The following is a 22,948-nucleotide window of genomic DNA, read 5'->3' on the forward strand; positions in this document are numbered from 1 at the left end:
ACAACTTTTTATACCAATAAAAGTGAACAACTGGCTAAATATTATACAGAAGAAATTGCTGCCGCCGCGCTGTATCTTTTGCGAAGCCGAAGGATACGCGGATTTCGACCTGTGTGCGGTCTGTGCCGGTCAGTTGCAAAACAATTCGCCGTGCTGCCCCCGTTGCGCACAACCTTTCGAGGCCGGGCAGCCGGATGAAATAGTGTGCGGCCGCTGTATCGCCAGCCCGCCATGGTTCGACGCCGCCTATGCACCTTATCTGTACGACGAATACCTGCAACACTTGATCACCGGACTCAAATACCGACAGCGCATTGTGCATGCTCGCCTGCTGGGCCGGCTATTGGCCGCACACGTCGGCACCCAGGCAAACAGGCCGGATTGCTTGATACCGGTTCCCTTATACCCGCAGCGCTACCGCGAGCGCGGTTTTAATCAAGCACTGGAAATTGCTCGGGTGATAGCGCGTGAGCTGGATATCGCCTTGGATATTTCCGGCTGCATCCGCGTGCGCGATACGGGTCATCAAACCGGCTCGACGGCAAGACAGCGGCGCAAAAATTTGCGCGGCGCGTTCGAACTGCGCACACCGCTGCCTTACCACCACGTGGCTATTGTCGACGACGTGATGACTACCGGCGCGACGGTCAACGCGTTAGCCGCCAGCTTGAAACGGGGCGGCGTGAGCAAAATAGACGTTTGGGTTTGCGCCCGCGCTTGAGACAGGCGAGCACTGGACAGCGCAATTTCGCTTGGTATGCTGCCGGCAATAATTCCGCGGGAGGTGAAAATGGGTCCTTACTATAGAAACACTTCGCAAAGCACCGGCGCCTTTTTCGACGCCTTTTATCAACACCCCATGCTCATGCTGCTGTTGGTGGCCGCCACCAGTCTGATTGGCGTTTATTTGTGGCGAAAAAGCCGGCCGTAATTACGACTCCAGGGTTAAGTGCGGGTAACACATGCTCAAGCCTACCCTTTGCGGCTTGCAACCTTCTTCTCACTACGGACGTTTATGACGCAGCGCTGAAACGAGAGTTGCTACTTTTAAGGAACATGGCCATTCCTAAAAGCAGGCGGCGTGCTCGCATTTGGAAAAGGAGAATGGGTCGCAGAGGAGTAGCATTAAATGAAGACGACAGGAACCGGGCGTATCGTGCTTTGGCGCGGCGGGAGTCTGTGGATCGGTCGAGCTGGAGAGCCGACGGATTTCCATTCCCATCATGCAATCCAGATTACGTTGCCGCTCTCCGACGGCGGAGTGCGGTTTCGACGCCCCAACGCAAACTGGAGCGTCTATCGAGCGGCGATCATCGCTGCGCACCGGCCCCACGCATTCGAAGCACGCGGCGAATTTGTGGCAATGATCTTTGTTGAACCGGAGTCCCGTGAGGGACGGGCACTACACCAGCTATGTCAAGGCGAACCGATTTCATCGTTGGCCTATGAAATGCTGGAGCTTGAACTGAACGCTCTGGCCGCCTCCTATAACGGGGTCGCCCGCGATTCGGAACTCATCACCCGTGCTCATTCGGTGACTGCCAAGCTTGCCGCCATGAGTACGGCTCCGGTGTTACCACTGGATAAGCGGATTGAACAAGCGTTGGAACTTCTGCGCGAGCGTATAGCTGATGCGGTTCCGCTCGCCGAAATTGCCGATGCCACCTGCCTCTCTCCCGATCGCTTTCGCCATCTCTTCATCGAGCAAACCGGCATGCGGTTTCGGCCTTACGTGCTGTGGCTGCGCATCGAAATCGCGCTCACGGCATTTGCGTCTGGCAGAAATTTGACCGAGGCCTCGCATGCCGGCGGATTTGCAGACTCCGCGCATTTTTCGCGGACTTTCAAGCGCATGTTCGGGATTGCGCCTTCCAGCTTCGAGCGCGAATAGCCGTTTCGTTCAAGCCGGAGCTGATGTGAGCCCGTAGACTAGGCTCCACATCAACTCAATTTGACAGGAAACCACTCATGAACGCTCTTGAACTCAGAATTCCTCCCGTCGCTTTTTCACTTTTCATGGTAGGCGCAATGTGGCTTGCATCAGCGCAGTTTCCGTTTATGTCCTTCACCATACCCGGGCGTCTTGTCATATCGGTTGCATTGTGCGGTCTGGGCATCGCCTTCGCTGTTGCCGGCGTCGTTGCATTTCGTGCGGCCAAAACAACGGTTAATCCGGCGCGACCGGGTGCCGCGTCTACCTTGGTTAGCTCGGGCCCCTATCGTTTCAGCCGGAACCCCATGTATGTCGGCTTCTTATTCGCACTAGGTAGCTGGGCATTCTTTCTCGCGCATGTCCTGGGATTCATCCTGTTGCCGGCGTTTGTTATCTATATGAATCGCTTTCAAATTTTACCCGAGGAACGAGCGCTGTCTTCAAAGTTCGGCAAACATTTCCACACCTACACGCAATCCGTTCCGAGGTGGCTATGAGACATGACTCGACGGCCACTAAATCTACACATTCGATAGCAGGCGTCAAAATGGCGTATCTCGCAGGCATCATCATCGCCACATTGGTTTCGTCGTTCGCGACACTCGTCGGCTTGGACAAAGAACGTAGTTTCTACCCAACCGTGCTGGTCGTGATTGCATCCTACTACGGATTGTTTGCGGTGATGACTGGCTCGACCCTGGCCGTCCTTAGCGAGGCAGCCGTGATGGTCGGATTTTTCGGTGTCACCGTTCTTGGTTTCAAACGCAATTTGTGGTTTGTCGTGGCGGCGTTAGTCACCCATGGCCTATTTGATTTCTTGCACGACCATCTCATTGCCAATCCAGGCGTACCCCATTGGTGGCCAATGTTTTGCCTTGCCTACGATGTGGTGGCAGCCTGCTATCTCGCCTATCTGTTGCGGCGTTCAAGACTCATTGCAAATGCGCGTTGAAGGCGCTCAAGAGAACCCGACTTGGGTAGGAGTGCTATCCATGCATATTCGAGCGCAGCATAAGACATCGGTGGAGCGCGAATAACCGCGCAAATTCAGGTCCTGGCGTAGCCAGTGAAGCCCTCGCATATTAACGCTCGACTTTTTCGCTGTCCGTCGATCGACGGTCATGGAGAACAAATGAAGTGTCCCGCCTTGATGAGAATCACCGGTTTCGCGATAGTTCTGCTTGCCGCGTTAACGTCCTACAGGCAATTTTACCTCGGCGCAGCAACCACTCGCGCCAACATCGTTGAACTGAAGAAGAATGCGCTCATCCTACCGGCTCCGAAAGAGCGGCGTTTACGCCCTTTGATCGTCATACTTGCCGACAATGGCGGTACAGAAACCACCGATTTTGTCATCCCTTACGGGGTGTTAATGGAATCCGGCGCAGCCGATGTGGTGACGGTTTCGACAGAGCCCGGCACAGTTGAGCTGACGCCCGCTTTGCGGATACGTGCGGATATGACGATAAGGCAATTCGACGAATCAACCGCGGTCGGAGCGGACATTCTGATTGTGCCCGCCATGGTGAGAGCGGAAAATCCGGTACTGCTGGACTGGGTGCGGTTCCAGTCCGAAAAGGGTGCGACAGTAGTGTCGATTTGTGAAGGCGCACGCATTATCGCGCATGCAGGTCTACTTGAAGGCAAAGCGGCGACCACACACTGGTCGGGTTTGCAGGAAATGGCAGCAGCATTTTCCGGTACGACATGGGTGTATAACCAACGCGTCGTTATTGACGGACAGGTGATGACCACCACGGGTATCAGCGCTTCGCTGCCGGCATCGTTGGTGCTGGTCGAGGCGATTGCCGGTCGGCATACCGCCGATCTTACCGCGCGACGGCTGGGCCTGAGCACTTGGCACATCGATCACGATACGTCTGCGTTCTCTTTAACCGCAGAGCGCATCTTTCTAGCATTCGGCAATTGGCTCGCCGTGTGGCGACACGAAGCTGTCGAAATGCCAGTTGACCGCGGTTTCGATGAGATTTCCGCGGCAATCATGGCGGATGCCTGGTCCCGAACCTTTCGTTCCGAAGCATTGGCGACGAATGTAAACGGCGTAGTGCGTTCTCGCCACGGCTTGCTCATGGAAACCGAGACAGACTCCGCACCGGGTCGATTTGTCCTGCCCGTTTATACGGGCACTCCCGCTCACGCACTGGATGCAGTAATTGAAGCTATTGCCGGACGTTACGGTGCGCCGACTGCCGATTTTGTGGCCCTGCAATTCGAATATCCGCGGCGTTAGTCCAGACTGCTCTGCACAAGGGAGTAGTGAAAATGTCATTTAGCTCGCCGAAAGCTGATAATTGCTTGGGCCGAAGGTTACTGAAACTGGCGATTTTGGATAATTACCCGGACCAGCGGTTTTGCTGCAGACGCTGAAAAATCCGCAAGTGGTACAAATCCCTGTTTTCAAATAGCTATATGACGTTTTTATACAGCCTCGACCGAATGCCCCTACCCGTTCGTTAACAACAAGCTCCCTCGGCTTTGCCGGCCGCATTGGCAATAGAAGGCGCGCAATCGAACAAACCGAAATGCTGGGTTTTATCGCCAATAATTTGAAAATGCTCGGCATAGCGGCTGCCGGCCAGCATGTCCGCGGTGTTGCCGCACACCCTGAGCGGCCGGCCGGTTTCGAAATGGTGGTGATCGTCCAATTCGAACCCATGCGGATGCTCGGCAATGCTGCCTAGATAAACCGCGATTTGGCCGAAATCTTCGCAGCGGTCTTCCAGCGGCAGTTTGAACGCGCGCACGGTCACCGAATGGAATTTCACCATGCCGATTTTGGCGTAAACCTCGGGATCGTCCAGGCTGACGGGATTTTGCTTGACCGTACGGACGTCCGGACAACCCAGATCCTGCAGGATGCGGCGAAAATCCTCCCAATACAACGCCCCCCCCAAACATTCGCCCAGCAACAACGGATCTTGCCGCAACTGCGTCGGAATCCGCCGATCCGCGAACACGTCGGAAAAATACAATTCCCCGCCCGGTTTCAACACCCGAAAGATTTCCGCCAGCACCTTGGGCTTTTCCGGGGATAAATTGATCACGCAGTTAGACACCACCAGGTCTATGCTGTTATCGGCTATAGCCACGGTGCGCAAGTTTTCGATATGGCCGTGCAGAAACTCGACATTAGCATATCCGTATCGGGCGGCGTGCCAATCGCGGTGGCGGACCGCCACCTCCAATTGTTCCGGCGTCATGTCCACGCCTATCACCCGGCCTTGCGGCCCGACCAATTTGGACAACAAATAGCAATCCCGGCCACTGCCGCAACCTAAATCCAGTACCGTGACGCCCTGCAAAGCCGGCGGCAACGGCGAGCCGCAGCCGTAAAATCGCTCCAAAACTTCAGGGTGCACATCGGCCAGCAAGGCTTTCAGATACGGCGACAGTGCCTCTATGCTGCAACAAGCACTGGTTTTAAGATCGCTGCCGGATTGCAAGACCTGCCCGTAATAGTAACGAACCGATTCGCTGATATCTATGTTACTGGTCATTGCACTTACCTCAATCTCGTTGATTTGACCCGGCCGACCAATACTGAAAAACCAAGCCTATAGCCGCGCTATGGTAACGTCAGCCGCCGCCCGGCGGCAATGGCGGAAAGCTTTTGCACGGTTTTAGCTTTGCCGCAGTTGCGTGGGGTATTGCAATGCCTGACTATGGACTTTGATTAACACCCGGTCAACTGCAATTGCGTGACCATGGCTAAGCCTAAGCAACCGCTCTCAGCCTTGCAAGTCGGCCGATCCAATCACGGGACATGGCTTGGGATTTACCCGAATAGCTTAGCCGCGCATTTCCCGCCGCCTTGAACGTTGGCCTGGACTAATGAACCGAAGTTTCCGAGAATTTTATAAGGCCCGTGACTCAACTACTGAACCCCGCCCATCAATCAGGCTTGTGCTTGTAAGCCCGACATGCCACGTAAGCGTGAATTCTAAGCCTAGCGTTCGAGGTAACCGGCGGCCGGAGCGCAAAGCGCGGAGGAAACCGGCAAGTGTAGCTTGCCGGCTGACCGAAAGGTTATGCATGGCTACCCAAACGTGCTTTGTAGTTCTTTAAAGACCTCTTCTGCTTTTGTCGCCTGCCACACGGTGAAAACTACGCCACCAAGTGCGAAAAGAAACCCAAGATGCATTGGGAGCCAAGTCTGGGCATCACAAGCGACACCTAAGAGAACCATAAGAAAGCCGAGGACAACGCCGCCAATACAACCCAGCAGCCTACCCCAATTATTCCGGAAAGACGGTATGGCATACATTTTGGCTGTGATGTCATAGACCAACCCTGCTCCGATGAGCATAAACGAGAAGTGAGCAAAGCTCTCAAACGAGCCCGCCGGAAATTTGGCAAAGTTGAGTAGCCACAAATAGGCGCAACCGAGGATGACCCAAATGGCGATTACAAACAATTTCTTCGTAAGCAACTAAACCTCCTTTTTGATTATCAATTGGGGAAACCGTAATTGCCTGGCTTGGCAAAATGGCAGTAGCGGGAGGCAGACCATGCATAACGGCAGCCACACTGTCCGCGTTGATGGCGTTGTTAGACCACACTTGTCGAGACCAGCATAAATTCGTCTTTCGACACTGTTTTCACAGCCCGCAGGCCGAGGTCCAAATTGAGGCGACCCAGGCAACGAGCGCCGCACCATATATGAGAACAGTTGCATTATCGTGTTTGATCAGACCCTTCGCGACCTTTCGTCCACGGAACACGCCTGTGTCCACCCCTAACTCATCCTCGATCTTCCGCCCCCGACTTATGAGGTCGTCATGTAGCTGCGAGTTGCGAAGCTCATAGACAAGCAAGCCGACCGTAGCTGCGAGCCCAAGGATTGCAAAAAGTAACCGAAGCCCAGGAGAAAAATATTTCGTAGAGTCACCTCCACTAAATACTGTGGCCAACGAGACGAGAGATATTGTTGGCACCAACGCGAATAGTTTAAAGCGCACGTCTACCAGCATTCGCCAGGTCGTGCAGGTTTGTTCATAAAGCTTTAGCAGGAGATCACGATCTTCGGGTGTTCCTTTGTATGCGAGCAATGTCGACAGATCCGTGGTCTTATATGCTCGGTCTTCGCGATCGGCCATAGCTTTCTCCGATAAAGGAAAGTGTGGTCTAACTAAAATTAGCCATCCTAAATGACGCAAAACAATCGGTCATCCGGTTGGCTAAAAAAATTAAAAATCGATAAAATAACTTTAATTTCATATAGTTATTAAAATTTAGCCTATCCTATAGAAAATGCAAAATCCATCAATCCATCCGCCTAAGTTGCTGGACCAAGTGCGCGATAAAATCCGCTTGAAACATTACAATATCCGTACCAAACCGGCATATACGTTTGGATTAAACGTTATATTTTGTATTTTGACAAGCGGTATCCGCGTGACTTGGGCGCTAGTGAAGTGGAGCGGTTTTTTACTCATGTGGCGGTCGAAGGTATGGTGTCGGCGTCCACGCAAAATCAGGCCGAGGCCACTTTGCTGTTTCTGTAAGGAAGTATTGGCAATCGAATTGCCATGGTTGGACAGTGTTGAGCAAGCCAAGGCGCCCAAACGCTTGCCGGTGGTGTTAAATCGCGACGAAATCCAGGCAATTTTGCTGCGTTTGAACGGCACGCCGCATCTGATTGCCAGTTTGTTGTACGGCACCGGCATGCGGATCATGGGTGCTTGCGGTTGCGGGTGCAGGATGTCGATTTCAAGCGCCGCGAAATTTTGATACGCGACGGCAAGGGCGCCAAGGACAGAGTGACGATGCTACCGGCGTCGCTGTCGCCTACCCTGCAGGCGCATTTGAGTAAGGTCAAGGAATGGCATGCTTCCGATCTGACTCAAGGAGGCAGTGCCGTTTAGTTGTCCCATGCCTTGAAACGCAAATACCCCAATGCGGCCGGAGAATGGATTTGGCAATAGGTGTTTCCCGCAATCACTCTCCGCCGTGAAAACCCATCGACCGCCCCTTGCTGTGCCGACCTGGGCCGCTAGCGGCAAGACCCGGGTGATTACCGAGAAAACCGCCTGTCCGGTGCAGTAAAGTACACCGGCGTCCGCCTAAAAAGGAAAGCTGCGCGGTTCATAAACAAAAAAACATGTCATGTTTTTCGTAGACTACTCATTTTTAAATCAAAGTAAACGCAGGATGCCGTCAATTGAATTAGTCAGCCTAGCTGGCGCCATTTTGTTACTGGTCAGCGTATTTTCCAGTAAATTAGCCAGCCGCGTAGGCATACCTTCGCTGTTGTTTTTTCTGTTGACCGGGTGGTTAATCGGCCGGTTCGGCGGTTTTTGGCTCAACAATCCCGAGGTGGCCAAATTTATCGGCGACTTTGCACTGATCTTCATTTTGTTTGCCGGCGGCCAGGATTCTCGTTGGGCCAATATTCGCCCCGTGCTTTGGCAAGGCTTGTGTCTTTCCACCGTCGGCGTTTTCATCACCATGTTGCTGTTAGGCAGCTTTGCCTGGTTTATTCTCGGTTCGTTCAGTACGTTTTCGCTTGGCGTCCACGGCATCAGCCTCCCCGAGGGCCTGTTGTTATCCGCTATCGTATCGTCCACTGATGCAGCGGCCGTCTTTTCGGTATTGCGCTCCAGCCGTATCGCATTGAAAGGCAAACTGCAGCCGTTGTTGGAGCTGGAGTCGAGCAGTAACGATCCTATGGCCGTTTTATTGACCGTGACGCTGCTCGGCTTTTTATCCGGCGGTCATACCTCCTGGTTGCATGGCGGTCTGTTTTTGATACTACAACTCGGCGTCGGCATAGGTCTTGGGTATCTGGCCGGCCGTTTCATGGTGTGGTTGTTGAACCGCATGGGACTCAGCCATGCCGGCCTATATGCGATAGCCTCAATCGCCCTGGTTTTGTTGACCTACAGCGGCGCTACTTTATTGAAAGGCAATGGTTTCCTGGCGGTTTACGTCGCCGGCATCGTGGCGGGCAATCGGGAGATCGTGCATCAGCACTATATATGCGCTTTTCACGACAGTTTTGCCTGGCTGATGCAGATCATCATGTTTTTGACTTTGGGCATGTTGTCGGTCCCTTATCAAGCCGAACTTTCCGCACTCGCAGCGGTTGCCGTGGTCATCAGCCTGTTTTTGATGTTCGTGGCCCGCCCGCTTAGCGTGTTTATCAGCCTGTTCTGGACAAAAATGCCTTTCAAAGAAAAACTGTTAGTGTCCTGGGTCGGCTTGCGAGGTTCGGTGCCTATCGTGCTGGCCACCTTTCCGCTGGCCGTGGGTTTGCAAGAAGGCGGGGAAATCTTTGTCGTCGTCAGCTTCATCGTGGTGATGTCGGTTTTGGTTCAAGGATTTTCGCTAGCCGCGTTCGCGCGTTGGCTCGGCTTGGCTGACAAAAAATAGCGATCCGGCTTGATTCCGGAGCTACCTGCCGTAACCAGTTACTTATTAACCTTAGGCATAGTGGAGGCACTCCGGAGAGGCGCGAAAGCAGCCATGCAAACGAAATAAACCCGTCTAACGGCCGGCCGTATTGCCCATGATGATTTTTCGATCGCGGATGCAACTTTGCCCCGGATCGGCCAACGCACTGTTCACCCCAACCGAATTGAAAAAGGAGCATGATCATGTCTGCAATTACTCTGAACGGCAGCTGCTTGTGCGGTGCCGTCCGATACCAAGTCAGCGGGGAGCCGCAGCGTTTTTATCATTGCCATTGCCAACGTTGCCGCAAGGCAAGCGGTGCCGGCCACGCCAGCAATTTGTTTTTCGGTCACGCAAAACTGCACTTCGTCAGCGGCGAAAAGTTATTAAAACGCTACAAAGTTCCGGACGCGATTCGCTTCGCCAGGCAGTTTTGCAGCGAATGCGGCTGCGCTGTCGCCAGAGTCGTACCGGAACTGGACGCCGTGCTGATCCCGGCCGGTTCTCTGGATGACGCCAGCCCCATCCTGCCGCAAGCGCGCATCTTTTGGAACTCGCGCGCCGCATGGTCCTGCGACGGCGATACATTGCCGCGTTATGCCGAATATCCCGCGTAACCATCACACGCCGCCCGATTCGCCTATCAGCCTTTGACCGTTTGCCCGCCAACCATAGCCATGCACGCACTGACGGAAAAATACAGTCACTATTGGCAGCAGATCGGCCTGTCTGAAGCCGAGATAGAACGCAGACGTCTGCCGCTATTCGCAGAAGCGATGGAATTGAAAACGGCCGAACGCTCGCCCGACGGCAGGGAGTTTCTACTCACTCCGGCCGCCGCCGCGGCGTGGAAGCGCATGAAAGCTGCCGCATCGGCGGACGGCGCCGAAATCCACATCGTGTCGGCCTATCGCAGCGTCGAACGGCAAGTGCAATTGATCGCCGCCAAATTGGCCGGCAAACAAACGCTGGACGCCGTCTTGCGAATACTCGCCCCGCCGGGCTGCAGCGAGCATCACACCGGCCGGGCGATAGACGTCGCTACCGGAACCGTGCGGCCGTTGGACGCCGAATTCGACACTACCCATGCGTTCGAATGGCTGGTCAAGCACGCCGCCAATTTCGGTTTTACCCTATCGTTTCCCGAAAACAATCCGTTCGGATATGTCTACGAACCTTGGCATTGGTGTTACGGCGAGTCCGGCTTTGGCAAAGCTGGTAGCTGAACACAGTGAGCCGCATCAATCTCTCAACACGAGCGATGCGGTACGCACCTCGGCACCTACCTGCCGAATTATGACGAACTGCGTCAGCCGAGTGCGCACTTCGCATGAGGCTTCTGCCGACCACCTGAACAACCGTTAGTCCGATTTACCGGCATCCCCCGATACCACGTCGACCGAACCGGCATTTTTCACCGGTTGTTCGCCGCCGGTTTGCACAGGATCGGTCTTGTAGCCGCCGACGATCAAATCCGCTACACCGTCGTTGTTTTGGTCACCGCCGCCGGCCAACGCGAAACCGAAGTTATCCCCCTTGTTGCGTCCGCTCAGGCTGAAAAATGACTTGCCGTCCGCGCCGCTATGCAAGGCGATTTTACCGGCATTGCTTAACTTCACCTCATTTTTGCTCGCGTCGTAGCCGAAAGCGCCGACCGCGAAATCACTGAGACCGTCGCCGTCTATGTCGCCCATGGCGGTTAGCGCACTCCCGAACATGGCCTCGGCTTGCGGATCGCTATCGTTGATTTTTGCGATGGCATCGCCGCTCGCACCGGAATAGAGCGTGGCGCTGCCGGCGTGCTTGACGACTCGCGTACTGCCTTCGATGCTTGCATTTTCCCCCGGCGCGCCGACCAGAAACTCGGCGTTCCCGTCGCCGTTGACATCGGCAAAACCGGCGAGCGCATAAGCGAAGCGGTCGCCCGCGTGGCTGCCTTCGATTTTAAACGCCTGCTGCCAAGCAGCGGCCGTGAACAGATATGCCGCGCCGGCGTTAGCCAGTTTCTTGCGTTTGCCCGCTACCGGCTTGTCGTAGCGATAGGCGCCGACGATGGCATCGCCGGCACCGTCGTTGTCGATATCGGCGCCGGCCACCGCCGCACCGAAGCCATCGCCCTTGGATTCGCCGCTGAATTTATGTAGCAATGCTTGGTTGCGGCCGGAATACACGTAGGCCGCACCGGCATCGAGCAATTTTTTACCGCTTGCGGCATCGGCGGGATCGGCTCTCCAAGCGCCTATCAACAAATCCGGGTAGCTATCGCCGTCGGCATCGGCCAACAAGGTTAAGGCGGCACCGAAGCGGTCTCCTTTACCCTCGCCGTCAATCCGGAACAATAGTCGACCGTCCGCGCCGGAATAGACCAGTACCGCACCGGCGTCTTTCAAGCGCTTGCCGGTCGCGGAATCGGTAGTATCCGCTTTGTGCGCACCCACAACGACATCGGAAATGCCGTCTTTGTCGAAATCGGCGCCGCCGGCCACGGCAATCCCGAATTCGTCGCCGGCCGCGGCACCTACCCAAGCGAGTTCCGACAATGCCTGCGCCGTTTTACCGGAATACACCGATACGCAACCGACGTTGCCGGCGGCGCGCGGTTTGCCGGCTAATTTTCGATCGCAACGCGGCACGCCGATAATCACGTCGTCATAGCCGTCTTGGTCGAGATCGCCGGCATTGGCTACCGCATAACCGAGTAGGTCGCCGCTTTTACTCCCGTCCGCGCGCACCAACAAATAGGGGTCGGTCGGATAAGGATCGTCGACATCGGGAATGCCGTCGTTGTCGTCGTCGGTATCGGCGTTATCGCCGATGCCGTCGCCGTCGTTATCTTTGGATTCGCTGGGATCGAGCGGAAATTTGTCGTCCGCGTCGTTAACGCCGTCGTTATCGTCGTCTTCGTCGCACGCATCGCCGTCGGCGTCGCTATCGTGATTTTCCTGCTCGGGGTTGCCGGTCAGCGGGCAATTGTCCGCATCGTCCAGGATGCCGTCGCCGTCGTCGTCGTCGAACAGATAACGGGCCATCGCCACCTTTTTAGTCCCGCTTTCCGCAAAGCCGGCCAACACCAGCGAGCCGTTGCTTTGGGCAATGGCCGCCAAGGCTTTATCCTGGCCGGCACCGAAGCTGGTAGTCAGTTTGCCGCCGCTGCCGAAACTGCTGTCCAGACTGCCGTTGGCGTTGTAGCGCACCAGCAAAAAATCCACGTTGCCGTTGCCTTTCTCGGTATAACCCGCCACCAACAACTTACCGTCGAATTGCTGTATCACTGCGTAAGCCGCTTCGTTGCCGCTGCCGACCGCCGTCACCACTTTGCCGCCGTTGCCGAAGCTAGTGTCCGGCTGACCATTGCCGCCGTAACGCGCCAGCGCGACGTCGTCGTCATTACCGTTGCCGGAGGAGCCGACCGCAACCCATTTACCGTCGGTTTGGCGAATCAGCGCATAGGCCCGGTCGCCGTTGCCGCGAAAAGTGGTGACGACTTTACCCGCCGTACCGAATGTAGCATCCAAGCTGCCGTTGCTGTTGTAGCGCGCCAGGGCGAAGCTATCGCGGCTGCCATTATTGCTGTAACCAGCCGCCACTAGTTTACCGTCCGCTTGGCCGACCAAGGCGTAGGCTACGTCGTCTTTACCGGCAAAGTCGCTGCTGACTATGCCGTCGCTATCGAAACTTTTGTCCAATTCGCCGGCCGCCGTGTAACGCACCAACGCGAAATCGTAACCTGCACTGGCGGTCTCGGTATAACCGCCGGCGACCAATAAACCGTTCTTTTGTTGCAGCAAGGCATAGGCGCCGTCGTTGGCACTGCCGATAGGGGTTATCACTACCCCGTCGCCGGAAAAGCTATTGTCCGCCGCTCCGGCCGGCGTCAGCCGCACCAGCACGAAATCGTCGTTGCTACCCTGAAAACTGCTGCCGGCGACCACCACGCGCTTGTCGTTTTGCACCCATAAGGCATTGCCAATATCGTCGCCGGGCCCAATATCCAGCGCCAGTTTGCCGGTTTTATTGAAGGTGGTATCCAGGCTGCCGTCGTTGTTGACCCTAACCAGCATTAAGTCGTCGCCGGACTCGTCGCGGCTAACGCCGGCTACCAGCAATTTATCGTTCTCTTGCTGCAAGACGGCATTGGCAATCGCATAATCCTTGCCGACGGCCGTCGTCAATTTACCTTTGTCGCCGAAACTGCTATCCAAGGTCCCGGGGGCCGACGCCCAGGCCGAATGCAGCGCCGAAACGCAAAACAAGAGTAACCCGCGTGTAAAGTAACCTGCCGTCATGTATTTGATTCTCGTTGAATAGTCACCGACAGCGCATTATTACCTGCGCCGGCATGAACCGGGCCGCGTCCGCAGTTGACCGGCGGAATCCGAGCCGCAACCCTGAAGACGGTATTATGATGGGTTGACTCGCAAATGCACAGACTTGGCAGGTTAGTTTCCTAGGCCCTAGGTCTAATCCTCGACTATACGCCGTCACAACCTTGCTCTGAAAATCATCAAGCAGCAGCGTCTTCGTCGCGAATGGCCTTTTGAATCGCGACTCGCGTCGCTCCTACTATCGATGGTTTTCATCGGCAAGGGCAATGCAGCGGCTTCATAATCGTTAGCCGGCATACCCGGCTTATCGGCTGACTCTCACCGCATTGGCGTCGCCTTTGGCCGAACCGTTGCCGGCAGCATTTTCGGGGTACACTCCGGGCGCAATCACCAACGCATGACGGATGCGATATTGCAGCGTCACCACCTCCTGTTCGGTATCCGCAGATTCGAAGGTGTTATTCTCGACCGTCAAATAGTCCAGGTAGCCGTGGCCTTCCTCGGCATCGACCGTATCGCAGTCTATGCGCTTATTGCTACGAAATCCTTGTTCGGCGTAACCGCCCAAAAGCAAATCGCCGAATCGGCTGCCGCTTGCAACATTGTGTTGTAACGTCACGTGGCGGGCAACGACGCAATTCTCCGCGCCGACCTCGTAAGCCCACGGCGCGTTCTCGACATCGTTCCCGCTAACTTGGATATGGCGGGCGCCGTCCACATAAATGCCGGCCGCCCAAGTTTCCTGATGGTCGTAAGCCGGATTATTCAAGGTAGAGACGTTTTGCACCCGATTGTTTTCGATGAAGCCGTAACGGGCGGCGTCCAAAGGATGAGGCAATCGCACCGCGCTGGGCAATGTTCGTTCGCCGCCGATTGCCGCTATCGCGATATTGTTGACTAGTTCGATACGATTGTCGGCAACCGACCAGCGCTGTACATTGCCGTTCACCGCAATGCTCTCGCTGGAACCGGTTTGCATGTGGTACACGCGGTTGCCTTCGATGATCACGTCGCGTATCCCTTTGCTTCCGCTGCCGTATACCGCGATGCCGTGGGCGTCCTGATGGCTGGCGAAATCATGTATGGTATTGCCGGTGACGGCAATCCTGTTCAGATTATTGCCCTCGATAATCACTGCGTAGATATCCTCGCTTCCGGCCTGATGGCCTTGAAATTCCAAATCTTGCACGACGATTTCTTTGCGCTGATTGCCGATGTACAAAAAAGCGCCGTTTTGCGCGCTCGTCAACGGCGTCATGCCGATAGCACCGCGCAATTTGGTGCGAGAGCGGGTAATTTCCGCCGGAATGTCACTTACCGCTCCTGCGATTTCGACCACGCAATAGCCTTTTCTGCCGACTTTTTGGTCGCATTGTTCCAGTGCGCCGGCGATGGAACCGGTCGCCGTCACGTCCGCCGTGGCCGCGAAATTCGCCAACCAAGCGCGCTGCGGCCGGTAACGCTCGGCCATCGGCCTCGCCCCCCAGCGAGCCTCGACCGGTCTGCTGGAGTCCATCAGAGTCAACACGGTCAAAAGCACGCGGAATGAGGTTTTGCATGACGGCATATCCGCCTCGCTTTGACATAAGGTGTAGCCATTGAAACTACGGACGGATGCGGATGCCGAGCTGATACACAAATCATCGCTGCAACGACGCGCGTTAGCAACCGAACAAACTTCCAGTTGATATTCTCGGGCTCAGTTTAACCGCAAACGCAGTCAGACTTAAATCGGCTGACGTGCCGCCAAATCCATTTAACCATCTCATCGATTGAGTCGGCCGTTCCGACGATAGCAACGGTAACAGTCAATCCAAAATCAACCAATACCCTGCTCATTAATTTGAAATACTTCCTACAAATTCGTAGAATTACTTACATGAACTATTGGTGTATATTGATAACAAGCCTGCCGACCGAGAACGCAACCGCTCGGATGCGGATTTGGCGCGCCTTGAAAGCCTCGGGCGCGGCGGTGTTGCGTGACGGCGTTTATTTGCTGCCGAATCGGGATGGCTGCCCGGAGACCTTGGAAAATTTGGCTATTGAGGTCAGAGCATCCGGCGGCACTGCCTTCCTATTACGGACGGGCGAAGCGGATGGCGGCAATTTTGCCGGCCTATTTGACCGTAGCGAAGATTACGCAGTTTTATGCGCCGACATTGCCAAGCTGTTTAGCGAAATTAGCGTTGATCACGCCCATGATCAACTCAAACAAGCACGCAAACTGCGTAAAGCCATGACCAGTCTGACCGCCATAGATTTCTTTCCCGGCGAAGCCGGCCGGCAAGCCGAAACCGCTTTGCATGAACTGGAATTAGCAATAGCGCGTAGTTTGTCAGCCGACGAACCTCATCCGCTTGAAGGCTCGATTGCCGCGTTATCAATCGGCGATTTCCAAGGCAAAACCTGGGCGACGCGGCAAAGGCCTTGGGTGGATAGGCTGGCTTGCGCCTGGCTGATTCGCCGCTATATCGACCCGCAAGCCCGTTTGCTTTGGTTGACTTCGCCCGCCGATTGTCCCCGGGATGCTATCGGTTTCGATTTCGACGGCGCCCGCTTTAGCCACGTCGGCGCCCGTGTCAGTTTCGAAGTGTTGCTGGCCGGCTTCGGCTTGGAAACGCCGGCCCTGAAACGCTTGGGCGGATTGATTCATTTTTTGGACGTAGGCGGCGTGCAGCCGCCCGAAGCGATTGGCATCGAATGCGTGTTGGCCGGCTTGCGCGACACCCTCCAAGACGACGATCGGCTGCTGGAGGCTGCCGGTGCGGTTTTCGACAGTTTACTGACGACTTTTACCAAGGGAGCAAATAGCCCATGACACCCTCCGCCCACACCACTACAAACGGCGCGCAACCACGGCCCGCCCCCGTGGGTTTTTGGCAAGCCTTTCGCTTTTGGCTGAAACTCGGCTTTATCAGCTTCGGCGGCCCGGCCGGGCAAATCGCCATCATGCACCAGGAACTGGTGGAAAGACGGCGCTGGTTGTCGGAACAACGTTTTCTGCATGCCTTGAACTACTGCATGGTGTTGCCGGGGCCGGAAGCTCAACAATTGGCTGCCTATATCGGCTGGCTGATGCACCGCAACCTCGGCGGCATCGTCGCCGGCGGCTTGTTTGTGCTGCCGTCTTTGTTGATTTTGATCGGTTTGAGCTGGTTGTATCTGGCCTACGGCCACGTCGCGGCGGTAGCCGGCGTGTTGTACGGAATTAAACCGGCGGTGACGGCCATTGTGTTGTTTGCCGCCTACCGCATCGGTTCGCGGGCCTTGAAAAATAGCGTATTGTGGACGATGGCGGCCCTGGCGTTTTCAGCCATTTTTTTACTGCATGCGCCGTTCCCATTGATTGTATTGCTGGCCGGTATTTTGGGTGGCTTGGGCGGCAAATGGCTACCGGACAAATTTGCCTTGGGCGGCGGACACGGCGCGTCCGAACGGAGTTACGGCCCGGCGTTGATGGACGACGATACGCCGACACCGTCCCATGCCTTATTTTCCTGGTCGGGTTTAATCAAAGTCATTGTCGTTGGGTTGGCTTTATGGGCCGCCGTCATCGGCTGGCTATGCGCCGAATACGGCTGGAACGGTGCGCTGACGCAAATGGGCTGGTTTTTCACCAAGGCGGCCTTGTTGACCTTCGGCGGCGCTTACGCGGTTTTGCCCTACGTCTATCAAGGCGCGGTCGAGCATTTTCACTGGCTGACGCCGCAGCAAATGATAGACGGCTTGGCCCTGGGCGAAACCACGCCCGGTCCGTTGATCATGGTAGTCACCTTCGTCGGCTTTGTGGCCGGTTGGAGCCAGCAATTGTTCGGCTCGGAGCAATTGCTGTTGGCCGGTGCGGTGGCTGCCACGCTGGTCACCTATTTCACCTTCCTGCCCAGCTTTCTGTTCATTCTGGCCGGCGGCCCTATCGTGGAATCGACCCACGGCAATTTGAAATTTACCGCGCCCTTGACCGGCATCACCGCCGCCGTGGTGGGCGTGATTCTGAATCTGGCGGTGTTTTTCGCTTGGCACGTGTTCTGGCCGCAAGGCTTCGAGGGCCGTTTCGACGGCGTTTCCGCGCTGATCAGTCTGTGTGCTTTTTGGGCGCTGTTCCGTTACAAAGTGAACGTGATTCCGGTGATTCTGGCCTGCGGCGGCGCGGGGCTAGTCTGGCATTTCGGCAAAATCTGGCTGGCCCTGAATGGGGTTATGTTTTGAGCTCGCGTCTTTTTGGATACAAGCTATCGGCATTAACCGGTTAAAACCGCATCATGATGCTGCAACCCAGGCTTTCGCCGACTACGCCCATCCCGTTGCAGACTCCGGCAAACGCGCCGAACTCAACCGACTCAAAGCCCTAGCTGCCGCGGCACGGTGGTTCGCAAGCTCCAGGCCATCCGGTCTTGGTTGAAAGCCTGGTGAAAATATCGTTCTATTTGTCCCAACCACGCAAGGAGACCGCTATGTCCGATTCATCCCGCAGAGACTTTCTCGCCACGGCTGCCACTGGCGTCGCCCTGGCGACGATAACCCCCGGTCAACTACTTGCCAATACAAACGAGGAAACCTTGACGACCATTGCCTTTCTCTCGGCATTCGCAGCCGGCCACGACCCCAAGCCATTGCCGTTCGATGCCGCCAAGCTGGATGGTCTGTCCGAAAAACTGATCCGTTCTCACTGGGAAAACAACTATGGGGGCTCCGTGAAAGCCTTGAACGCGGTGAAATTGAAACTCGCCGAGTGGCAAGCCGATACCAACCTGCCGCCGTACATCTACAACGACCTCAAGCGCGAGCAGCTGATGCGTACCGGCTCCGTGGTCTTGCACGAGCACTATTTCGGCAACCTGGGCGGCAGTGGTAAACCCGACGAACCGCTACGCAAATTGCTGGCCACTGCGTTCGGTTCGTTCGAAGCGTGGGAAAAGGAATTCAAGCGAATGGGCGCGGGACTCGGCGGCGGCTCCGGCTGGGTAACCCTGGGTTTGAATTTGCACACCGGTCTGCTGGAAAATTACTGGCAGTGGGACCACCTGCATGCGCCCATCGCCACGTTGCCCATCCTGGTTATGGACATGTACGAGCACTCTTATCAGATGGACTACGGCGCGGCGGCAAGCACCTACGTTGACGCCTTCGTGCGCAACATCCATTGGGAAACAGTCGCGGCGCGGCTGGAAAAAGCATTGCAGCTTCGGCCGCTCTGGTTGACGGGCGGTTTACGATGAAATGGATCACCCGCGAACGGCCCAAAATCGACCGGATTGCCTGCCCGTGGCTGATTGCCCGATTCATCGATGCCGACCCCGAATTTCTTTACGTACCCGGCGACCAGGTGTTGCAACTTGCCGAGCAAACCGGCGCCATAGCTTACGACGTCCCGGGCGCGGCACTCAGTCATGTTGGCGAGCTATGCAGTTTCGACGCCTTTTTAAGCCACTATCAACTCGACGATCCGGCCTTAAACCAATTAGCCGCCATTGTGCGCGGGGCGGACACCTCCAGACTGGATTTGACACCGCAATCGTCCGGTTTGTATGCCATTTCGCTGGGGCTATCGCAGGTTTTCGAAGAGGATTCGGAAATGCTCAAGCACGGCATGGTCATCTACGATGCGCTGTACGCTTGGTGCCGGCATTGCCGGGCCGAAACGCACAACTGGCCGCCAGACCCGGTTTAATCGATACGGGGTTGGTGAATGATCGATCGAATGTTAGCGCCAAGCTTGCTGGTATCGGCACCTATTGCACGCCTGAGATCATTGGATGCAAACCGACCGGCAAGGACTGAAGGTTATGGTTGCCGGCATCAACCCCGGCAACCTACTACTCTGAAAGTCACGCGGCAGGCGCTCGAAAGACTAACGACAGAACCTTGTCGACTTTCATTTGCCGAGACAATTGCCAAGCCTTCATGATCGTTATGGCGCAAAAAAATTACCGGTTAGCGTTGCCCACCTGTCACAGCCTTTTACGCATCCCGGACAACAGCGACACCAAGCCGAACAGAAACAACCAGGCCGCCGTCGGCAGCGGTAAGTTGGAAACGGTTACTTGCTGCCGCACCTCTATGGCTACCGGCGCGTTAGCCATAAAATACACGCCTTCGAAACCGGTGCTTAGATTCGAGAGGATTTCCACCGTCACCGCCCCGGCCTGCAAGGCTTGAAAATGCAAACTCGCCAGCGTGAAATCGCCTGGGAAATCGTCCGAAATCGCGATGCCGGGAAATGCCGAACCCGCCGCATCCAAGTCGAGTAAGCCGGTATCGTCGAAAAACAGCGGATTCACGCTGCTGCCTAACAAAATCAAGCCGGCACCGTCCAAAATTTGCGCGTTCAAACCGAACGCCAATAATTCGTCGTCCGCCGCTAGCGAGAAGGCGTCGTGCAAAACCAGATCCAGATCGAACGCGTCGCCCACTCGAATATCGGTGACCGACGGCTGCAACGAAAAACCGAAATTCGCCGCTGCCGGGATGGGGTTTACGCTCAGAAACATTCCGGCAAACAACAATAAACACACACGTAACGCATTCATATCAACATCCTATTCGAGAGAAAGTAAATTGTTGCAGTCAATCGGTCCGGCCGGCATTCGCCTGATAACGTGCGTAATGGCCGTACCAAACCCGGTAATCGGCGTAACTCACGCAACCGCTTGCATCGTAGTCGGCTTCCGGGTTGTAGCCCAGGCCGGGCCTGCCGACGCATTGACCGATTTGCTTGCGCATGGCCAGCGCATCGTCGAAATCCGCATCGCCGTCGTTATCCAAATCGCCCGGTACGAACATGGCGACGAATAAAGGATCGTGATCGGACGACCGATAAGGATCGGCGGCATAGAAAGCGTCGATTTGCCCGGCGGATTTAAACTCGCTGTTGTAGTCCAAAGCCCGCGGCTCGTCGGCATTGATATGCCATTCGCCAAGGTCTTGAATTTGCCCCCGGAGCTGCGGATTGGCCAAGACATGATCCAGATAACCGGATGCGGCGTCGAATACATAGCTATAAGCCGGCCGGTTGCCCGGATTTTCTTCCAATAGGTTGTGATAACCGGCCCGCTTCAGCTCGGTGATGGGGTCTTCCTGGGCGTAGGCATTCAAATCGCCGACAATCAACACGTTAGCCGCCGACATTCCGGTCGGATCGTTGGCTAACCATCGGGCCAACGCCCCGGCCGCCGCTAGCCGGGTCAGATTGCAATTGCCTTGACCGTCGCCGGTATCCGGGTCGTTGACATCGTCGCACGCCGAACCTTTGGATTTGAAATGGTTTACGGAGACGGTGACGGATTTGTTGGAAGCGCGGTCCAAAAAGGTCTGCGCCAAGGCCGGGCGGTTCTTGGCATCCAAGAAATCGGGATCGACCCGGCTGTCCAGCACCACCGCCGGTCCCGACACGGACACTTTGTCGGCCCGATAAATCAGGCCGACCGTAATTTCGTCGCTGCCAATCCGGCTAAGGCCCGGATCGATAAATCGGTATTTATCGCGCCCCGCCGCCTGATTCAAGCCGGCCACTAACTCGGCTATCGCGCTGCTTGCCGAATAGCCGTCGTTTTCCAACTCCATCAAACCGACGACATCGGCGTCTAATGCGTTCAACGCCGCCACGATTTTTGCTTTTTGTCTGGCGAGTTCTGCGGCGCTATCGGCCCCGCGCGCAGTCGGAAAACCGCCGCCCTGACCGTCGCCGTTGAAAAAATTCAATACGTTGAAGCTAGCGACGGTTAAGCTGCCCCGCCCGTTGCGTTCGGGCTTAGCCGTGCGGGCGTTTTGCGCTAACGAGACAAGCGCCTCGGTCGGCTGTAGCCGAAACTCGCCGAAATCGTAAGCCAAAATACCGGTAGCGCCGCTGACGGTATCGCCGCTACGCAAGCTGTTGGCGGCACTCAAGCCGTCCGGCTGGGGATAAACCACAGGCTCGGGATTCTGATCATTCGAGCCGTCGTCGACCGTCAAACGGTTCAAAGCGTTTTGCGCAGCCAAATCGGCTGCCGCTTCGCCGGGAGCGGCAATCTGCGTCGGCGTGATTAAACGCCCGCCAGCGGACAAGACGAACTCGCCGTAGCGGGCCAAATCGTAATTTTCAGTGACGGTAAGCGTTTGCGGCAACGTGATCAACATGCCTTCCCGCCGCTCGGGATCGTTGTCGGCACCATCGAACGGCAAACTAAGCGGCACCGGCTCCGGCAAGGCGTTAGCATGGCTACACACCTCGGCCGCACTAAGGTTTTGCAAGCGGGTCATGCCGAAAGTCTCGGCTACCGTACCGACCAGATGGACGAGATCGCCCGCCTCGACCGGAAAACCGGATTGCACGAACAAGCCTTGGGATTGGGCGGAATTAACCGGGTTGCCGGCTTGTTGCACAAAAAAACCGCCTAACTGAGCCGTTCCCTGAAAACCGGCGGTCACCAAGGCTTCCACATGTTGCACGCTGCCTGCCAACGGGCTATAGCCGCCGCTGCCTTGAATGTCGCCGATCGAAACGGCCGCCTGCCCGCACAACGAGCCGGAACCGCCGCCGCCAATATCGCCGAATTGCTGGCCCGAATTGATAGCGCCAAAGCTGGCCGCTTGTTCGCTTTGCCAAACAAAATCTTCGTAATGGCTACCGCTGCCGGACAGTTGTAACGACAGGCCGCTCGCCGTGCCGGAAGATTCCGCCACCCCGATGTCGCTGGCGCTGATGCCGGCGGCCGGTCCGTCGCTAGCGATAAAACTGCCTTCGTAACTTAAAAACTGTACGACGCGATTGTCCGCATCGATCAAAGCCACGCCGTCCGGCGCACCGTTTTGAATGCCGTTGCTCGGATACGAAACACTTAACGTCCCGTAACCGTTGCCGGATTGGTCGGCAATGCCGCCCGTTAACAAGCGAGTATCGTAAGCCGCACCGCCGTTGCCGTTGTACAACACCAACCGCCAACCATGCAAATCGGTACCTGCGGGACCTACGATTTCTATCGCTTCGCCAATGTCGGTGCCGCTGTTGTCGTAGTGAATCTCGTTGATAAATACCGGCGTCGCCGCCTGGGCGGCCTCCATGCCGATGAGACCGCTAGCCGCTACGATCAGGACCGGGCTCAACCTAATGTTCGAGAACATAACCGTTCTTCTCCATACCGAATTGTCGAGTGGTGGCGTTAGCGATGCAGCTGAAAGCTAGCGCAAACCTAACGTTGATGCGCCCAAGATTCTGCCCGTCGATTGAGTCAGAGCGGTGACAAAACCGTAACGGTTAGGAGAAAACCGTCAAGGCATTAGGTGCGCAATGCGCCGG

22 protein-coding genes are annotated in these 22,948 nt (G+C 56.0%); 15 read left to right on the forward strand and 7 right to left on the reverse strand.

Annotated features, from left to right (window positions below):
- Positions 1-22: 22 nt before the first annotated feature.
- The 6 genes from F1E05_RS13575 to F1E05_RS13595 all read left to right on the forward strand — a co-directional run bounded on the left by F1E05_RS13575 (position 23) and on the right by F1E05_RS13595 (position 4,184).
- Positions 23-721 (forward strand): ComF family protein, encoded by a 699-nt coding sequence (locus F1E05_RS13575; RefSeq protein WP_150049325.1) that lies wholly within the window; start codon positions 23-25, stop codon positions 719-721.
- Between the two features lie 69 nt (positions 722-790).
- Positions 791-931, forward strand: a complete 141-nt coding sequence (locus F1E05_RS20285; RefSeq protein ID WP_190303142.1) for a hypothetical protein — start codon at positions 791-793, stop codon at positions 929-931.
- A 198-nt stretch (positions 932-1,129) separates the two neighbouring features.
- Complete coding sequence (locus F1E05_RS13580) at positions 1,130-1,891, forward strand: helix-turn-helix transcriptional regulator (protein WP_150049327.1); 762 nt, start codon at positions 1,130-1,132, stop codon at positions 1,889-1,891.
- Between the two features lie 77 nt (positions 1,892-1,968).
- A complete protein-coding gene (locus F1E05_RS13585) occupies positions 1,969-2,430 on the forward strand; it encodes a methyltransferase family protein (RefSeq protein WP_150049329.1) in 462 nt (153 codons plus the stop codon).
- A 50-nt stretch (positions 2,431-2,480) separates the two neighbouring features.
- Positions 2,481-2,885 carry a hypothetical protein gene (locus F1E05_RS13590; protein ID WP_150049331.1) on the forward strand — a complete coding sequence of 135 codons (405 nt, stop codon included), beginning with the start codon at positions 2,481-2,483 and terminating at the stop codon, positions 2,883-2,885.
- A gap of 198 nt (positions 2,886-3,083) precedes the next feature.
- Positions 3,084-4,184 carry a DJ-1/PfpI family protein gene (locus tag F1E05_RS13595; protein ID WP_232056873.1) on the forward strand — a complete coding sequence of 367 codons (1,101 nt, stop codon included), beginning with the start codon at positions 3,084-3,086 and terminating at the stop codon, positions 4,182-4,184.
- A 223-nt stretch (positions 4,185-4,407) separates the two neighbouring features.
- Here F1E05_RS13595 and F1E05_RS13600 read toward each other — a convergent pair whose 3' ends face one another.
- The 3 genes from F1E05_RS13600 to F1E05_RS13610 all read right to left on the reverse strand — a co-directional run bounded on the left by F1E05_RS13600 (position 4,408) and on the right by F1E05_RS13610 (position 7,050).
- Positions 4,408-5,451 carry a methyltransferase domain-containing protein gene (locus F1E05_RS13600; RefSeq protein ID WP_150049333.1) on the reverse strand — a complete coding sequence of 348 codons (1,044 nt, stop codon included), beginning with the start codon at positions 5,449-5,451 and terminating at the stop codon, positions 4,408-4,410.
- A 539-nt stretch (positions 5,452-5,990) separates the two neighbouring features.
- Positions 5,991-6,383 carry a hypothetical protein gene (locus F1E05_RS13605; RefSeq protein WP_150049335.1) on the reverse strand — a complete coding sequence of 131 codons (393 nt, stop codon included), beginning with the start codon at positions 6,381-6,383 and terminating at the stop codon, positions 5,991-5,993.
- Positions 6,384-6,552: 169 nt separating this feature from the next.
- Complete coding sequence (locus F1E05_RS13610; protein WP_150049337.1) at positions 6,553-7,050, reverse strand: hypothetical protein; 498 nt, start codon at positions 7,048-7,050, stop codon at positions 6,553-6,555.
- Between the two features lie 303 nt (positions 7,051-7,353).
- Between F1E05_RS13610 and F1E05_RS20635 the strand changes: the two genes are divergently transcribed.
- The 5 genes from F1E05_RS20635 (at position 7,354) to F1E05_RS13630 (ending at position 10,572) form a co-directional block, all read left to right on the forward strand.
- The gene (locus F1E05_RS20635; protein ID WP_232056654.1) at positions 7,354-7,458 is read left to right on the forward strand and encodes a phage integrase N-terminal SAM-like domain-containing protein; all 105 of its coding nucleotides are present in this window, start codon (positions 7,354-7,356) and stop codon (positions 7,456-7,458) included.
- Positions 7,459-7,465: 7 nt separating this feature from the next.
- Positions 7,466-7,684, forward strand: a complete 219-nt coding sequence (locus F1E05_RS20440) for a hypothetical protein (RefSeq protein WP_197737364.1) — start codon at positions 7,466-7,468, stop codon at positions 7,682-7,684.
- A 420-nt stretch (positions 7,685-8,104) separates the two neighbouring features.
- On the forward strand, positions 8,105-9,325 hold the full coding sequence (locus tag F1E05_RS13620; RefSeq protein WP_150049339.1) for a potassium/proton antiporter: 1,221 nt from the start codon (positions 8,105-8,107) through the stop codon (positions 9,323-9,325).
- 224 nt (positions 9,326-9,549) lie between these two features.
- Complete coding sequence (locus F1E05_RS13625) at positions 9,550-9,963, forward strand: GFA family protein (protein ID WP_150049341.1); 414 nt, start codon at positions 9,550-9,552, stop codon at positions 9,961-9,963.
- Between the two features lie 60 nt (positions 9,964-10,023).
- Entirely contained in the window at positions 10,024-10,572 is a 549-nt protein-coding gene (locus F1E05_RS13630) for a M15 family metallopeptidase (RefSeq protein ID WP_150049343.1), read from the forward strand.
- Between the two features lie 135 nt (positions 10,573-10,707).
- Here F1E05_RS13630 and F1E05_RS13635 read toward each other — a convergent pair whose 3' ends face one another.
- Together F1E05_RS13635 and F1E05_RS13640 are read right to left on the reverse strand one after the other, a co-directional pair.
- Positions 10,708-13,599 (reverse strand): hypothetical protein, encoded by a 2,892-nt coding sequence (locus tag F1E05_RS13635; RefSeq protein WP_232056655.1) that lies wholly within the window; start codon positions 13,597-13,599, stop codon positions 10,708-10,710.
- Positions 13,600-13,975: 376 nt separating this feature from the next.
- Complete coding sequence (locus F1E05_RS13640) at positions 13,976-15,187, reverse strand: right-handed parallel beta-helix repeat-containing protein (RefSeq protein WP_150049347.1); 1,212 nt, start codon at positions 15,185-15,187, stop codon at positions 13,976-13,978.
- Between the two features lie 363 nt (positions 15,188-15,550).
- Here F1E05_RS13640 and F1E05_RS13645 point away from each other — a divergent pair, with 363 nt between their 5' ends.
- The 4 genes from F1E05_RS13645 to F1E05_RS13660 all read left to right on the forward strand — a co-directional run bounded on the left by F1E05_RS13645 (position 15,551) and on the right by F1E05_RS13660 (position 19,342).
- Entirely contained in the window at positions 15,551-16,492 is a 942-nt protein-coding gene (locus tag F1E05_RS13645; protein WP_150049348.1) for a chromate resistance protein ChrB domain-containing protein, read from the forward strand.
- Positions 16,489-17,880 carry a chromate efflux transporter gene (gene chrA / locus F1E05_RS13650; protein ID WP_150049350.1) on the forward strand — a complete coding sequence of 464 codons (1,392 nt, stop codon included), beginning with the start codon at positions 16,489-16,491 and terminating at the stop codon, positions 17,878-17,880. Before F1E05_RS13645 ends, chrA begins: the two co-directional genes overlap by 4 nt.
- A gap of 245 nt (positions 17,881-18,125) precedes the next feature.
- The gene (locus tag F1E05_RS13655; protein ID WP_150049352.1) at positions 18,126-18,890 is read left to right on the forward strand and encodes a superoxide dismutase; all 765 of its coding nucleotides are present in this window, start codon (positions 18,126-18,128) and stop codon (positions 18,888-18,890) included.
- Complete coding sequence (locus F1E05_RS13660; RefSeq protein WP_150049354.1) at positions 18,887-19,342, forward strand: chromate resistance protein ChrB domain-containing protein; 456 nt, start codon at positions 18,887-18,889, stop codon at positions 19,340-19,342. The genes F1E05_RS13655 and F1E05_RS13660 overlap by 4 nt, the downstream gene beginning before the upstream one ends.
- Before the next feature lie 280 nt (positions 19,343-19,622).
- Here F1E05_RS13660 and F1E05_RS13665 read toward each other — a convergent pair whose 3' ends face one another.
- Positions 19,623-20,201: a hypothetical protein gene (locus tag F1E05_RS13665; RefSeq protein ID WP_150049356.1), complete on the reverse strand. Its 579-nt coding sequence runs from the start codon at positions 20,199-20,201 to the stop codon at positions 19,623-19,625.
- A gap of 37 nt (positions 20,202-20,238) precedes the next feature.
- Positions 20,239-22,773, reverse strand: coding sequence for an ExeM/NucH family extracellular endonuclease (locus tag F1E05_RS13670; RefSeq protein WP_150049358.1), 2,535 nt, complete (start codon positions 22,771-22,773; stop codon positions 20,239-20,241).
- Positions 22,774-22,948: the final 175 nt, after the last annotated feature.

Origin of the sequence: Methylomonas rhizoryzae (genome assembly GCF_008632455.1) — a bacterium.
GTDB lineage: Bacteria > Pseudomonadota > Gammaproteobacteria > Methylococcales > Methylomonadaceae > Methylomonas > Methylomonas rhizoryzae.

Coding starts and splice junctions, on each gene's coding strand:
- F1E05_RS13610 (WP_150049337.1), bottom strand. CDS start 7,050: ATGGCCGATCGCGAAGACCGAGCATATAAGACCACGGATCTGTCGACA.
- F1E05_RS20285 (WP_190303142.1), top strand. CDS start 791: ATGGGTCCTTACTATAGAAACACTTCGCAAAGCACCGGCGCCTTTTTC.
- F1E05_RS13655 (WP_150049352.1), top strand. CDS start 18,126: ATGTCCGATTCATCCCGCAGAGACTTTCTCGCCACGGCTGCCACTGGC.
- F1E05_RS13585 (WP_150049329.1), top strand. CDS start 1,969: ATGAACGCTCTTGAACTCAGAATTCCTCCCGTCGCTTTTTCACTTTTC.
- F1E05_RS13665 (WP_150049356.1), bottom strand. CDS start 20,201: ATGAATGCGTTACGTGTGTGTTTATTGTTGTTTGCCGGAATGTTTCTG.
- F1E05_RS13640 (WP_150049347.1), bottom strand. CDS start 15,187: ATGGACTCCAGCAGACCGGTCGAGGCTCGCTGGGGGGCGAGGCCGATG.
- chrA (WP_150049350.1), top strand. CDS start 16,489: ATGACACCCTCCGCCCACACCACTACAAACGGCGCGCAACCACGGCCC.
- F1E05_RS13580 (WP_150049327.1), top strand. CDS start 1,130: ATGAAGACGACAGGAACCGGGCGTATCGTGCTTTGGCGCGGCGGGAGT.
- F1E05_RS13620 (WP_150049339.1), top strand. CDS start 8,105: ATGCCGTCAATTGAATTAGTCAGCCTAGCTGGCGCCATTTTGTTACTG.
- F1E05_RS13590 (WP_150049331.1), top strand. CDS start 2,481: ATGGCGTATCTCGCAGGCATCATCATCGCCACATTGGTTTCGTCGTTC.
- F1E05_RS13595 (WP_232056873.1), top strand. CDS start 3,084: ATGAGAATCACCGGTTTCGCGATAGTTCTGCTTGCCGCGTTAACGTCC.
- F1E05_RS13630 (WP_150049343.1), top strand. CDS start 10,024: ATGCACGCACTGACGGAAAAATACAGTCACTATTGGCAGCAGATCGGC.
- F1E05_RS13660 (WP_150049354.1), top strand. CDS start 18,887: ATGAAATGGATCACCCGCGAACGGCCCAAAATCGACCGGATTGCCTGC.
- F1E05_RS13625 (WP_150049341.1), top strand. CDS start 9,550: ATGTCTGCAATTACTCTGAACGGCAGCTGCTTGTGCGGTGCCGTCCGA.
- F1E05_RS13645 (WP_150049348.1), top strand. CDS start 15,551: ATGAACTATTGGTGTATATTGATAACAAGCCTGCCGACCGAGAACGCA.
- F1E05_RS13600 (WP_150049333.1), bottom strand. CDS start 5,451: ATGACCAGTAACATAGATATCAGCGAATCGGTTCGTTACTATTACGGG.
- F1E05_RS13670 (WP_150049358.1), bottom strand. CDS start 22,773: ATGTTCTCGAACATTAGGTTGAGCCCGGTCCTGATCGTAGCGGCTAGC.